General features: G+C 70.9%; 14 protein-coding genes. 4 read left to right on the top strand and 10 right to left on the bottom strand.

Annotation, left to right across the window (positions count from 1 at the left end; translation table 11 throughout):
- Window positions 1-9 precede the first annotated feature (9 nt).
- From truB to rimP, 8 genes are all read right to left on the bottom strand, one after another.
- The gene (truB, locus tag AB0395_RS15255; RefSeq protein ID WP_366280928.1) at window positions 10-909 is read right to left on the bottom strand and encodes a tRNA pseudouridine(55) synthase TruB; all 900 of its coding nucleotides are present in this window, start codon (window positions 907-909) and stop codon (window positions 10-12) included.
- 160 nt (window positions 910-1069) lie between these two features.
- Window positions 1070-2065 (bottom strand): DHH family phosphoesterase, encoded by a 996-nt coding sequence (locus tag AB0395_RS15250; RefSeq protein ID WP_366280926.1) that lies wholly within the window; start codon window positions 2063-2065, stop codon window positions 1070-1072.
- A complete protein-coding gene (gene rbfA, locus AB0395_RS15245) occupies window positions 2062-2544 on the bottom strand; it encodes a 30S ribosome-binding factor RbfA (RefSeq protein ID WP_366280924.1) in 483 nt (160 codons plus the stop codon). Before rbfA ends, AB0395_RS15250 begins: the two co-directional genes overlap by 4 nt.
- 68 nt (window positions 2545-2612) lie before the next feature.
- Window positions 2613-2912, bottom strand: coding sequence for a DUF503 domain-containing protein (locus AB0395_RS15240; protein WP_271217836.1), 300 nt, complete (start codon window positions 2910-2912; stop codon window positions 2613-2615).
- A gap of 126 nt (window positions 2913-3038) precedes the next feature.
- On the bottom strand, window positions 3039-6218 hold the full coding sequence (gene infB, locus AB0395_RS15235) for a translation initiation factor IF-2 (RefSeq protein ID WP_366280922.1): 3180 nt from the start codon (window positions 6216-6218) through the stop codon (window positions 3039-3041).
- 142 nt (window positions 6219-6360) lie between these two features.
- A complete protein-coding gene (locus tag AB0395_RS15230; protein WP_366280921.1) occupies window positions 6361-6663 on the bottom strand; it encodes a YlxR family protein in 303 nt (100 codons plus the stop codon).
- A complete protein-coding gene (gene nusA / locus AB0395_RS15225; RefSeq protein ID WP_271222729.1) occupies window positions 6647-7642 on the bottom strand; it encodes a transcription termination factor NusA in 996 nt (331 codons plus the stop codon). The genes AB0395_RS15230 and nusA overlap by 17 nt, the downstream gene beginning before the upstream one ends.
- 23 nt (window positions 7643-7665) lie before the next feature.
- Complete coding sequence (gene rimP / locus AB0395_RS15220) at window positions 7666-8166, bottom strand: ribosome maturation factor RimP (RefSeq protein WP_366280919.1); 501 nt, start codon at window positions 8164-8166, stop codon at window positions 7666-7668.
- Window positions 8167-8356: 190 nt separating this feature from the next.
- Between rimP and AB0395_RS15215 the strand changes: the two genes are divergently transcribed.
- The 3 genes from AB0395_RS15215 to AB0395_RS15205 all read left to right on the top strand — a co-directional run bounded on the left by AB0395_RS15215 (window position 8357) and on the right by AB0395_RS15205 (window position 9641).
- Entirely contained in the window at window positions 8357-8860 is a 504-nt protein-coding gene (locus tag AB0395_RS15215; protein WP_366280917.1) for a hypothetical protein, read from the top strand.
- Entirely contained in the window at window positions 8857-9324 is a 468-nt protein-coding gene (locus AB0395_RS15210) for a ferritin-like domain-containing protein (protein WP_366280916.1), read from the top strand. Before AB0395_RS15215 ends, AB0395_RS15210 begins: the two co-directional genes overlap by 4 nt.
- 125 nt (window positions 9325-9449) lie before the next feature.
- Entirely contained in the window at window positions 9450-9641 is a 192-nt protein-coding gene (locus tag AB0395_RS15205; protein WP_366280915.1) for a DUF4236 domain-containing protein, read from the top strand.
- Window positions 9642-9862: 221 nt separating this feature from the next.
- Here AB0395_RS15205 and AB0395_RS15200 read toward each other — a convergent pair whose 3' ends face one another.
- Both AB0395_RS15200 and AB0395_RS15195 read right to left on the bottom strand, forming a co-directional pair.
- Window positions 9863-11605, bottom strand: a complete 1743-nt coding sequence (locus tag AB0395_RS15200; RefSeq protein WP_366280913.1) for a proline--tRNA ligase — start codon at window positions 11603-11605, stop codon at window positions 9863-9865.
- A 128-nt stretch (window positions 11606-11733) separates the two neighbouring features.
- A complete protein-coding gene (locus AB0395_RS15195) occupies window positions 11734-12399 on the bottom strand; it encodes a hypothetical protein (protein ID WP_366280912.1) in 666 nt (221 codons plus the stop codon).
- 120 nt (window positions 12400-12519) lie between these two features.
- Between AB0395_RS15195 and AB0395_RS15190 the strand changes: the two genes are divergently transcribed.
- Window positions 12520-13491 carry an acyl-CoA dehydrogenase family protein gene (locus AB0395_RS15190; protein ID WP_366280910.1) on the top strand — a complete coding sequence of 324 codons (972 nt, stop codon included), beginning with the start codon at window positions 12520-12522 and terminating at the stop codon, window positions 13489-13491.
- Window positions 13492-13520 lie beyond the last annotated feature (29 nt).

Here is a 13520-nt window from a genome sequence, read left to right as displayed (position 1 = left end):
GACATCGGGTCAGGGCACGAAAACCGCCAGGGACTTGGTGATCTTTCCCTGCTCCTCAACCAGCGCGAGCAGCGTGCCGTCGGGGCCGAAGACCCCGATCGGCCCCGCGCCGAGCCCCAGGGACGGCAACCGTCCGCCGTGCGCGACGAGACCGGCCTCCTGCTCGCTCACGTCACGGCGTGGGAAGGCGGCGGCGACCGCCTCCGCCATGGGGAGGATGACGCAGTCGGCGGCGAGCTGCTCGATCGTGCGGGCCATCGACAGGTCGTACGGCCCGACCCGGGTGCGCCGCAGGAAGGTCAGATGGCCGCCGACGCCCAGCGCAGCCCCCAGATCGCGGGCCAGCGCCCGGATGTAGGTGCCGCTGGAGCAGGCCACGGAGACGTCGACGTCGACCAGGTCCCCCTCCCGGCGGATGTCGGTGATCTCGAAGGCGGAGACGGTGACGGGACGCGCCTTGAGCTCGACCTCCTCCCCCGCCCTCGCCCGCTTGTAGGCCCGCTCACCGTTCACCTTGATGGCGCTGACCTGAGGCGGGATCTGCATGATCCGGCCGGTGAGGGCGGCGACGCCCTTCCTGACGTCCTCGTCCGCGACCCCGGCCGCCGACGCGGACGCCATGATCTCCCCCTCGGCGTCGTCGGTGTTGGTCGACTGGCCGAGCCTGATCGTGCCGTCGTAGCCCTTCTCGGTGAGCGCGAGGTGGCCCAGCAGCCTGGTCGCCTTCTCAACGCCGAGCACCAGCACCCCGGTGGCCATCGGGTCCAGGGTGCCCGCGTGACCGACCTTGCGGGTGCCCGCGACGCCCCGCATCTTGCCGACAACGTCGTGCGAGGTCCACTCGGCAGGCTTGTCCACGATGATCAGTCCGCTCGGTGGCGGGGTGCGCTTGACGCGAGCCGTACTCATGGGAAGTCCTCATCAGGAGACTGTCGAAGGGCCAGGAGAAAAAGCCGGGAAAGCGAGCCCGCGAACACGGTGGGTCTCCGCGATCGCTGGTGGAATCCGCGCGGGCCCTCGACGGGTGAGAACACGCGGCCGGAAACGAAACGTGGGGGCTCCACGGGGACTACAGGAGGGCGCGAAAGTCGGCCATGGTCTGCTCGACCGGCAGATGGGAGGTGAAGCCCGCCGCCTTCGCGTGCCCGCCTCCGCCCAGCGCGGCGCAGACGCGCGCGACGTCGACCCCGCCCTTCGAGCGGGTCGAGACCTGCCAGGCCCCGTCGTCGTCCTCCTTGAGGACCACGGCGACGTCCGCCTCGTCGGTACGCCTGACCACGTCGATGATCCCCTCGACCTCGTCGTACGGCAGGCCGTACGCGGCCCGGTCGGCCCGGGTGACGAACGTCCAGACCAGGCCGGGTCCGGCGGGCTCCAGCACCACCCTGTCCAGGACGGCGCCGAGCACCCTGAGGTAACCGAACGGGGAGCGATCCCACAGCTCTCTGGCGATCTCCTCCGGGTTCAGCCCGGTGGACAGCAGCCTGGCGGCCATGGCGTGCACCTCGGGAGTGGTCGAGGAGTGCCTGAACGAACCGGTGTCGGTGACCAGCCCGGCGTACAGGCAGGTCGCGACGGCCCTGTCGACCGGCAGGCCGAGCCGGTCGAGCAGCTCCTCCGCGAGCACGGCGGTGGCCGCCGCCCCCGGGTCGACCAGGTTGAGCGTGCCGAACCCGGTGTTGGAGGCGTGGTGGTCGACCACGATCAGCTCCCGGGCCTTGCCCGCGTTCGGGGCCAGGACGCCGAGCCGGTCGGCGACGGGAACGTCGAACGTCATCATCAGCTCGGGCGAGGCCGGGTAGGAGCCCGGCTCGACCAGCAGGTCCTGCCCCGGCATGAAGCGCAGCAGCCTGGGCACCCGGAACCTGCGCTCCCCGAAGGAGGCCGTGACCCGCTTGCCCCGCGCCCGCAGCGCCATCCCCACGGCGAGCATCGAGCCGAGCGCGTCCGCGTCCGGCGAGATGTGGCAGGCCAGCGCGACGTCGGCGGCGGACGAGACCAGGCCGACGGCCCGGTCCCAGTCACGACCGGGCACCGAACCGCCGCCACGCGGGTCGGACGTCACGTCGCGGAGCGTCCCGCGCGCTCAGACGGCTCTTCCTCGCCGTCCTCGAAGCCGTCCTCGTCCTCGTCGGGCCTGCGGTACGGGTCCGCCTCCCCGGCGTGCTGCGCGCCCTCCGCCTTCTTCGCGATCTCGGCGTCCCTGGCCTTGGCCTCGGCGAACAGGCCGTCCAGGTGGCGGGCGGTGTCGGGGAGCGGGTCGTGGGTGAACGTCAGCGTCGGCGTGTGGCGCAGTCCGGTCTGACGGCCGACCTCCGAGCGGATGAGCCCCTTGGCGCTCTCCAGCGCCGCGGCCGAGTCGGCCCGCTCCGCCTCGGAGCCGAAAACGGTGTAGAACACCGTGGCGTCACTCAGGTCGTTGGTGATCCGCGCGTCGGTTACGGTCACGAAGCCCAGCCTCGGATCCTTGATCCGACGCTCCAGCATCTCCGCAACGACCTGCTGGATCCGGTCGGCGATCTTACGTGCGCGTGCGGCGTCCATATTCGCTCCCCCCTTCTCACAGTAACGACCGGCCACGAAGGCCTGCTCCGCGACCGGTCGTCCTGTAGCTAGTCCTCGTCCTCGTTGTAGAGCCGTTGTCTGGCGGACAGCAGCTCGATCTCCGGGTGGAAGGCGACCAGGCGCTCGCAGTCGTCCAGCACCGCACCGCAGTTGGCTGCGGTCGCGGAGACGACGGCGATCCCGATCTCGGTACGACGGTGCAGGTCCAGATGGCCGGTCTCGGCGACGGCCACACCCGGAAACCGTCGCTGCACCTCGGCGATGATGGGACGCACCACGGAGCGCTTCTGCTTCAGCGAATGAACGTCGCCGAGCAGGATGTCCAATGTCAGGGCACCTACATACATGGTCAGTCACTCGCCACGAATGTCATCGTGCGCCGACGGCGCGGGGCCGCCCGCGGGCTTCGGGAACCGCCCACACCGTGAGCGGTTCCCTTGGCCGGCGAACGGTCCCCGTGCCGGATCGGAGCGTCAGACGCGCGGCTTCTCCCGCATCTCGAACGTCTCGATGACGTCGTCGATCTTGATGTCGCTGTAGCCGACACCGATACCGCACTCGTAGCCCTCGCGGACCTCGGTCGCGTCGTCCTTGAAGCGGCGCAGCGACGAGACGGTGAGGTTGTCGGAGATGACGACACCGCCGCGGATGAGCCGCGCCTTGCTGTTGCGGACGATCGTGCCCGAACGGACCAGCGCACCGGCGATGTTGCCGATCTTCGGCACCTTGAAGACCTCGCGGACTTCGGCGGTGCCCATCTGGACCTCTTCGAACTCGGGCTTGAGCATGCCCTTGAGGGCCGCCTCGATCTCCTCGATCGCCTGGTAGATGACCGAGTAGTAGCGGATGTCGACGCCCTCGCGCTCGGCCAGATCGCGCGCCCGGACCTCGGGACGCACGTTGAAGCCGATGATGACGGCGTTGTCGTCCGCGACCGCCAGGTTGACGTCGTACTCGGTGATCGCACCGACGGCGCGGTGGAGCACCCGCAGGCGCACCTCGTCGCCGACGTCGATCTTGAGCAGCGCGTCCTCCAGAGCCTCGACCGAACCGGAGACGTCACCCTTGATGATGAGCTTGAGCTCGTCGACCTGGCCCTTCTCCATCTCGCTGAAGAGCTCTTCGAGGGTACGGCGACGGCCGGACCTGGCCATGTCCGCGATGCGCTTGCGAGCCGCCCGCTGCTGGGCGATCTGGCGCGCCATCCGGTCGTCGGTGACGACGATGAAGTTGTCACCGGCGCCCGGCACCGCGGTCAGACCGAGGACCTGCACCGGCCGCGACGGGTCGGCCTCATCGATCGGCTTGCTGTTGTCGTCCAGCATCGCCCGGACGCGACCGAAGGCCTCGCCACAGACGATCGAGTCGCCGACACGGAGCGTGCCGCGCTGGACCAGCACGGTCGCGACCGGGCCGCGGCCCTTGTCGAGGTGCGCCTCGATGGCGACGCCCTGGGCGTCCATCGTCGGGTTGGCCCGCAGGTCGAGCTCGGCGTCCGCGGTGAGCAGGATGGCCTCGAGCAGGTTCTCGATGCCGGTCCCGTTCTTGGCGGAGATGTCGACGAACATCGTGGTGCCGCCGTACTCCTCGGCGACCAGGCCGTACTCGGTGAGCTGGGCCCTGACCTTGTTGGGGTCGGCGCCCTCCTTGTCGACCTTGTTGACCGCGACCACGATCGGCACGTCGGCCGCCTGGGCGTGGTTCAGCGCCTCGATGGTCTGCGGCTTCACACCGTCGTCCGCCGCGACCACCAGGACGGCGATGTCGGTCACCTTGGCACCACGGGCACGCATGGCGGTGAACGCCTCGTGACCCGGGGTGTCGATGAAGGTGATCCTCCGGTCCTCGCCCTCGTGCTCGGTGGAGATCTGGTAGGCACCGATGTGCTGGGTGATGCCACCCGCCTCGCGCGCCACCTCGTTGGTGTGCCGGATGGCGTCGAGCAGCTTGGTCTTACCGTGGTCGACGTGACCCATGACGGTCACGACCGGCGGACGCGCGACCAGGTCGCCCTCGTCGCCCTCGTCCTCGCCGAACTCGATGTCGAAGGCCTCGAGAAGCTCGCGGTCCTCCTCCTCCGGGCTGACGACGAGCAGGTTGTAGTCCAGCTCGGCGGCCAGCAGCTGCAGCGTCTCCTCGTTGACCGACTGCGTGGCGGTCACCATCTCGCCGAGGTGCAGCATGATCTGCACCAGGGACGCCGGGTTCGCACCGATCTTGTCGGCGAAGTCCGCCAAGGAGGCACCACGCGAGAGACGAATCGTCTGACCGCCACCGCGGGGAGCCTGCACGCCGCCGATCGCCGGGGCCTGCATGTTGTCGAACTCTTGACGCCGCTGACGCTTGGACTTGCGACCGCGGGTCGGACGTCCACCGGGACGGCCGAACGCGCCCGCCGTACCGCCGCCACGGCCGCGGCCACCGCCGCCACCGGGACGACCGGCGAAACCGCCGCCACCGCCACCGCCACCGGGACCACCGGTTCCGGTGCCGGGACGACCGGCGCCACCGCCACCACCGGGACGACCGGCGAAACCGCCGCCACCACCGGGACGGCCACCGCCGCCACCGGGACGACCGCCACCGCCACCACCGGGACGGCCACCGCCGCCACCGGGACCGCCGGGACGACCGGCACCGCCGCCGCCGGGACCGGCGGGACGGCCCTGGGGCATCATCATCGGGCTGGGACGGGGACCGCCAGGACGCGGACCACCCGCGCCCGCGCCGCCACCGGGACGCGGGCCACCGGCACCGGGCCCGGGACGCGGGCCCGCGGATCCGGGCGGGCCGGAACGAGCCGCGGGCGGACGGGGACCGGCGCTGTCGCGCTGTCCCTGCTCGCGGGGACCGCGGTCCTCACGAGGACCGGGACGCGGGCCCCTGTCACCGGGAGCGCCGTCACGGCCACCGGGCCGCGGCGGACGGGCCTGGCCCATGCCGCTGGCGTTCGACGAGAACGGGTTGTTCCCGGGACGCGGGCCGCGCGGACCCGGACGCGGTCCCGGCCTGGGCGCGCCCGCACCGGGAGCGCCCGCACCGGGCCTGGCGCCCTGACCACCACCGGGACCGCCCGAGGGACGGCCCTCCTGACGGCCTTCCGGCCTGCCCTCGGGACGCGACGCCTCGGGACGAGGCGCCGGACCCGGGCGCGGAGCGGGACGCGGACCCGGCTTGGGACCGGGGGCAGCCGGACGGGGCGCCTCGAACCGCGGCGGCTGGACCGGTGAAGGCTGCTGCTGCGGCTGGGGCTGCGCCTGCTGCTGAGGCTGTGCCTGCTGGGGCTGGGGAACCGGCGGCGGAGCCTGCGGCGCGGGGGCCACGGGACGTGCCGCGGCGGGCCCCGGCCTGGGCCCCGGCTTGGGAACCGGTCCCGGCTTGGGAATAGAGGACGGCGTCGGAGCGCCGTTTCCGGCCTGGCCACCTGCCGGCCGGGGGGCCGCCTGCGGCGGCCTGGGCGACCTGTTGCCGCCCCTGTCGGACGAGCCCCTCGAGGGACCGCCCAAAGCTTCCGTGAGCCTGCGGACTACCGGTGCTTCGATAGTCGAGGACGCCGAACGCACGAACTCGCCCATCTCCTGGAGCTTGGCCATGACGACCTTGCTCTCCACACCGAACTCCTTGGCGAGCTCGTATACCCGGACCTTCGCCACTGCACTCCCTTACTCGGCCCGGGAGGCTGTGCCGCCGGACCGTCGTTACGTAGACGTACTCATCGCCGCATGCTCATCAGGCGCTCATAGCTATCTGACCAGCCCATCAACTCGGCGTCCTACATGACAGTTGGCAACCATGTCACCCGTTCCTTTCAGCGTGAAGCCCTTCCAGGTGTTCTCGCACCCGCGACAGGTCAAGCGGCACCGCGACGCGAAACGCGCGCGGAAACGCTCGGCGACGCTCGGCGAGTTCGAGACAGCTCAGGGAGGGATGCAGTGAAGCACCACGCCCCTGGAGCCGTCGTCGCAGGTCAGGGACGATGACGCCCTCGACCACCACCAGGCGGAGCAGCTCGGAGGAAACCGTGCGAACCCGGCAGCCCACACACGTTCTCAGTGGGGCCGCCTGGCCACCATATTCCAGCTTACCGTGTGGACGCATCTGCGGAACCGGCCGCATCCCCCGCTTGTGTATCGGGACGGATGTCGATGCGCCAGCCGGTGAGGCGGTTGGCCAGCCGGGCGTTCTGCCCCTCCTTGCCAATGGCGAGGGAGAGCTGGTAGTCAGGAACGATCACGCGGGCCGCGCGCCCCTCGGCGTCGATCACCTCGACGTGGGAGACACGGGCGGGCGAGAGGGCGTTGCCGACGAACTCCGCCGGGTCCTCCGACCAGTCAATGATGTCGATCTTCTCGCCGTGCAGCTCGGCCATGACGTTGCGCACGCGCGAGCCCATCGGGCCGATGCAGGCGCCCTTCGCGTTGACGCCGGGACGCCGGGAACGAACCGCGATCTTGGTTCGGTGACCCGCCTCCCTGGCGATCGCGGCGATCTCGACCGTGCCGTCGGCGATCTCCGGCACCTCCAGGGCGAAGAGCTTCTTCACCAGGCCGGGGTGGGTCCGCGACAGCGTGACCGACGGGCCCTTGTGCCCCTTCTTGACCTGGACCACGTAGCAGCGGATGCGCTCGCCGTGGACGTACTCCTCGCCGGGCACCTGCTCGTTGTGGGGCAGAACCGCCTCGATCTTGCCGAGGTCGACCAGGACGACCCTGGGGTCCTTGCCCTGCTGGATGACGCCCGCGACGAGCTCGCCCTCGCGGCTGGCGAACTCACCGAAGTTGATCTCGTCCTCGGCGTCCCTCAGCTGCTGCAGGATGACCTGCTTCGCGGTGGTCGCGGCGATGCGGCTGAAGTTGCCCGGGGTGTCGTCGAACTCCCTGAGCACCTCCCCGCTCTCGTCGTCGAGCTCGGCGGCGAAAATGGTCACGTGTCCGGACTGCCTGTCGAGCTCGGCGCGCGCCTTGGCCGCCGCTCCCTCACTCCGGAAGTACGCGATCAGCAGCGCGTCCTCGATCGCCTTGACGACCAGGTCGAAGGAGATGTCCTTCTCCCGCTCCAGGCTGCGCAGGACGCTCATGTCGATGTCCACGAGGCTCCCCCTTAGCCTTCGTCGCCGTCTTCGCCGTCGTCTTCGGCGTCGTCAAACCGGCGGAATTCCACCTGCACCCGTCCTCGGGCCAGGTCTTCATAGTCGATGCGGCGCGGCGCGCCGTCGACGTCGAGCTCGATGCCGGTCTCGTCGGTGGCGACGATCCGGCCCTCAACCGGGGTGCCGTCCCTCAGGTCGGCCTTGACCAGCCGCTTCACCGCGCGGCGCCAGTGGCGCGGCTCGGTGAGCGGGCGGTCGACCCCGGGAGAGGAGACCTCCAGCACGTACGGCGTGGCACCCATCGCGTCATCGGCGTCCAGAGCCGTGGAGACGGCGAGGCTGACCTCGGCGACGTCGTCCAGGCTCACGCCTCCGTCACGGTCGACGACGACACGCAGCAACCGCCGCTTGCCCGCCGGGGTGACCGTGACGTCCTCCAAGTCGAGCCCTTCGGCTCCGACGACAGGTTCCAGAAGCTTCATCAGGCGGTCGCGGGATGTGGCGCTGCCCATGCCGACCTCCCATTGTCACGATCTAAGCCGGGCGGACCTCGCCCTTGCGGTTCACCAGCCTATCCACACCGGGGCGTGGAAAGGGCGCCACTCGGTACGGCAGGGCCGTCCGAGAAGCGAGGTGATTGCGATTCCAAGCCCGTACGATGCTAGATGCGTCAGCAGCCACATCCATAACCGGAGGTCGTCCGTGCGTTCCGTCTCCCGGCGCTCCCTGTTGCGGGGCGGCGCTCTCGGAGTGGCCGCCGTGACGATGGCGGGATGCGCCGCCGAGAAGCCGCAGCCGTCACGGCGCCTCACGGCCGAACCGCCGGACCCGGAGACCGCGCTGATCAGGAAGATGATCGCGGGCAAGGAGCGGACCATCGCGCTCTACTCCTCCGCGGGCTCCGCCAAGCTGGCGCCCTTCAGGCAGCGGCACGAGGCCCACCTCGCCGAGCTGCGCCGCAGGCTGCCCCACGAGGCCGGGACCGCCCAGACCTCGTCCTCCCCGCCCGCGTCCTCCGCCGCCTCCGCCTCGCCCTCGCCGTCCGGCTCGCAGATCTCCCTCAGGAGCCTGCGCGACCTGGAGCGCAGGGCGGCCGCGCTGCGCCCGCAACAGCTCGACGGGATCTCTCCCGCGCTGGCCCAGCTGATCGCGTCCATCGGCGCCTGCGAGGCCGCACACGCCCTGGCCCTGTCGAGGCCGCTGTGACGGCCGGCCAGGGGCTCGGCACGGCCCTGGCCGCCGAGCACGCGGCCGTCTATGCCTACGGGGTCATCGGCGCCAGGACCACCGGCGCCCTGCGCGCGACCGTGACGGCCGCCTTCAACGCGCACCGCGCCCGCAGGGACCAGCTCCGCGCGCTGATCACCGCGGGCGGCGGCACCCCGACGGAGCCCGACGCCGCCTACCGCCTCCCGATAACCCCCTCGACGCCCGCCCAGGCCGTCGAGCTGGCCACCCTGGTCGAGCGGGGCGTGACGGCCGCCTATCTGGAGCTGACCGCCTCACCGGACGCGGCGGTCCGGCGGATGGCCGCGCTGGCCATGCAGGAGTGCGTCGCCCGCGCCTACGGCCTGCACCCTGAGATCGAGGCCTTCCCCGGAATGCCCGCCGCACCGGTCTCCCCCGCCCCGACGACGACCGCGCCGGCCTCACCGTCCCCGCCGTCGTAGCGGGTCTCACCTGTCCGGGACCGTCCCCTTCGCCGCGCCTCCATGCCCCCGTACGGCCTCGCCGATGTTTGCGGTGACACAGCCGGGTAGCTGAACTCCCGCTCACCACGCAAAGGGAGGAAGCAATGGGCTGGGGATACCGCAAGTCGATGAAGTTCGGTCCGTTCCGTCTCAACCTGTCGCGTAGTGGCGTCGGCCACAGCTGGGGCAATCGCGCCTTCCGGGTCACCAGGACCGCCGACGGCAGGCGGACCCTGACCGTCAACCTCCCCGGAGGCTTCCACTGGCGCAAAACCCTGAGCGGCGGCTCCCGCTGACGGTGATCGAGACGTCCACCGCGCCGGTATCGCGAGCGGCGGTGGCCTCAGGAACCTCCTGGATCGGCTGTGCGTGATCCCCGGCCGTGCCTTGTTCCGGACCGGCCGCGCGTGATCGCCGGGCACGCCGAAGAGGCGATCCACCGTCATCGGTGAATCGCCTCGTTCCGCGAGCCGAGGGTCAGGCCAGGCCGTGCGGAGGGCCGGGCGGCGGCGTGAGGTCAGGCGCCGCAGGCGGCCAGGACGCGGTCGACGGCCTCGGCGATGGGGATCTCCTCCTTGACGCCGGTGGCGCGGTCGCGCAGCTCGGCGACGCCCTGGGCGAGGCCGCGGCCGATGATGAGGATCGTCGGCATACCGAGCAGTTCGGCGTCCTTGAACTTCACGCCCGGGGAGACACCGGGACGGTCGTCGACCAGCACGCGCAGGCCGCGGGCCTGGAGGTCCTCGGCGATCCTGGTCGCGACCTCGATCTGGCCGTCCTTTCCTGTGCCCACGATGTGGACGTCGGCCGGGGCGACCTCGCGGGGCCAGACCAGGCCGAGCTCGTCGTGCCTCTGCTCGGCCAGCACCGCGACGGCCCTGGAGACGCCGATGCCGTAGGAGCCCATGGTGATGCGGATCGGCTTGCCGTCGGGGCCGAGGGCGTCGAGCTTCGCGGCGTCGGCGTACTTGCGGCCGAGCTGGAAGATGTGGCCGATCTCGATGCCCCGGTCGATGAACAGGCCCGCGCCGCAGACGGGGCAGGCGTCACCCGCGCGGACCTCAGCGGCCTCGATCGTGCCGTCGGCGACGAAGTCACGTCCCGCGACCACGTCGGCGGCGTGCTTGCCCGGCTCGTTCGCGCCGGTGACCCAGGCCGTGCCGTCGACCACGCGGGGGTCGACGAGGTAACGGATACCGAGGTCCTTGAGCACCTGCGGGCCGATGTAGCCACGGACCAGGCCGGGGTGCTTGGCGAAGTCCTCGGCCTCGAAGATGGCGGGCTCGCCGGGGGCCAGGGAGGCCTCGAGCCGCTTGAAGTCCACCTCGCGGTCGCCGGGGACGCCGACGACCAGCGTCTCCACCTTGTCGGAGCCGGGCGTGGCGACTTTGACCACGATGTTCTTGAGCGTCTGCGCCGCGGTGACGCCCAGGCCGTGGTGCTCGTTGACGTGGGCGACCAGCGACTCGATGGTCGGCGTGTCCGGGGTGTCGAGCACCCGCTGGGCGGGCCGCTCCCCGGTGACCGCGGCGGGCGCGGGGGTGGTCACGGCCTCGGCGTTCGCGGCGTAACCGCAGTGGTGGCAGGCGACGAAGGTGTCCTCGCCGGTCTCCGCGGGGGCGAGGAACTCCTCGGAGGCCGAGCCGCCCATCGCGCCGGACGTGGCGAAGCAGATCTTGTAGGTGATGCCGAGCCGGTCGAAGGTCCTGATGTAGGTCTCGCGGTGCTGCTCGTAGGAGCGCTTGAGACCGTCGTCGTCCAGGTCGAAGGAGTAGGAGTCCTTCATGACGAACTCTCGGCCGCGCAGGATGCCGGCCCGGGGCCGGGCCTCGTCGCGGTACTTCGTCTGGATCTGGTACAGCGTCACCGGGTAGTCCTTGTAGGAGGAGTACTCCCCCTTGACCATGTCGGTGAACATCTCCTCGTGGGTGGGACCGAGAAGGTAGTCGGCGCCCTTGCGGTCCTTGAGGCGGAAGAGCGTGTCGCCGTACTCCGTCCAGCGGTTCGTGGCCTCGTAGTACTCGCGGGGCAGCAGGGCGGGGAAGAGCACCTCCTGGCCGCCCATGCGGTCCATCTCCTCGCGCACGATGCGCGTGACGTTCTCCAGGACCCTCTTGCCGAGCGGCAACCAGGAGTAGACGCCGGGAGCGACACGACGAACATAACCGGCGCGGACGAGCAGCTTGTGGCTCGGGACTTCCGCGTCTGCCGGGTCGTCCCTCAGCGTTCGAAGAAACAACGACGACATGCGCAGCAGCACGGCTACTCCTAGCTAGCAGGGATCGGTGACCTACAGGCTATCGACTCGCACGACCGGACCGCCGGTCAATAAGGGGTAAGCCCGCGCGGGGGGTGCCGCTGTCCGGCCTGAGGCCCGGCTCAGCCTCCCTAGAAGGCGATGGCGAACACGAAGGCGGCTGAGACGACGATCAGCGCCACGAGCGAGGAGAAGGCCAGGGCGCGGCCCCGGCGCAGCGTGAACAGCAGCACGGCCACGAACGCGGCCACGAGCAGGGTGTTCCACGGCCAGAACCCCACCACGTACTCGGGGCCGCCCCGCAGGGTCTTGTCGAGCCCGTCGATCGCGACGACACCGGCCAGCACGCCGGTTGACAGGTCGCCCCACACGTCGCGGCGCCTGGTGAAGTAGGCGAGCACGCCGAACGTGGCGAGTGTGAGAACTGTGATGTTCATTGTGAGGCCGTTGCTGCCGAGGGTCAGCGCGGGGCCGTTGGGGCCGAGGCCGAGGAACCGCGCGCCGGACTCGAAGATCGTGGCGGCCAGCAGCGAGATGAGTGGACCGAACGTCGCCAGCGCGCTGCTCAGAGCCGCCCAGCCGAGACCCGCCGCCGAGCGTCCCACGACCACCACGAGCAGCACGTAGGCGTACGGCTCGTAGATCGAGTAGATCAGGTGCGGCCCGTAGGCGAGCAACGCGCCGATCGCGCCGAGCAGCATGCCCACCAGGAGCGAGAGCACCATGTGCAGCATGATGGCCCGCTCGTGCCGATCACCGGCGAGGTAGTCGTAGTCGAGCGTGTAGTCCGAGTCCACCAAAGCCAATGATCCCCCGATCGAATTCCTCATGGCTTATGTGAAGCATATCTGACCTGCAATAATGCCCAAAATACCCCAAGCGTCAGCCAACAAACGGTCGCTTGTTATGCTGCCCCCGTGAGCCTTACCGATGATCAGCTCGATCTCCGCGACGCCGTACGGTCCTTCCTCGCCGGACGCCCCGGCGCCCCCTGGAGCCGGTTCGCCGCCGAGCTCGGCGTCGCGGGCCTGGCCGTCCCCGAGGAGTACGGCGGAGCCGGATGCGGCATGGCCGAGACGGCTGTCGTCTGCGAGGAGCTCGGCCGCGTCATGGCGCCCTACCCCTACCTGCAGACCGCGGTGCTGGCCGTCGAGGCGATCAAGGCCGCCGGAGACCCCGCCGCCATGGCCAGGCTGCTGCCGGGCATCGCGGACGGCTCCGTCACCGCGACCGTCCTGTTCCCCGGCGACGCGGAGCTGACCCTCGACGGCGACCGGCTCACCGGCACCGCCCGCTACGCGCTGGACGGCGAGCTGGTGCTGGCCTTCGTCGGCGGCGAGCTGGTCGAGGCCGTCCCCTCGTCCCGCACCCCGCACACGCCCCTGGACCAGAGCCGCCCGCTCAGCACGCTCACCTTCGCCGGGGTCCCGGTCCTGCGCCTGGGCGAGGGCACGGACTGGGCGGCCGTCAGGGATCTGGGCGTCATCGCTCTCGCCGCCGAGCAGGTCGGCGGCGCGGCCCGCTGCCTGGAGGCAGCGGTCGAGTACGCCGGGGAACGCCACCAGTTCGGCCGCCCGATCGGCTCGTTCCAGGCCGTCAAGCACAAGGCCGCCGACCTGCTCCTGCTGGTCGAGTCGGCCCGCTCCGCCGCCATGGCCGCGGCGCGGTCCGCCGGGCGGGAACGTCCCACGCTGGCCGCGATGGCGGGCTCCTACTGCTCGGAGGCCTACCTCTCCGCCTCGGGCGAGAACATCCAGATCCACGGGGGCATCGGCGTCACCTGGGAGCACAGCGCGCACCGCCACTTCAAGCGGGCCACCTCCGACGCCCAGCTCTTCGGCCCGCCGCAGGCCCACCGCGCCCGCCTGGCCGCCGCCGCGGGCCTGTAAGGACCGTAAGAGCCGGAGGGACCGCAAGA

The organism is Streptosporangium sp. NPDC051023 (assembly GCF_040689595.1).
Classification (GTDB): domain Bacteria; phylum Actinomycetota; class Actinomycetes; order Streptosporangiales; family Streptosporangiaceae; genus Streptosporangium.
The sequence above is the reverse complement of the archived record's forward strand: the minus strand, read 5'-3'. Positions and strand labels throughout refer to the sequence as shown.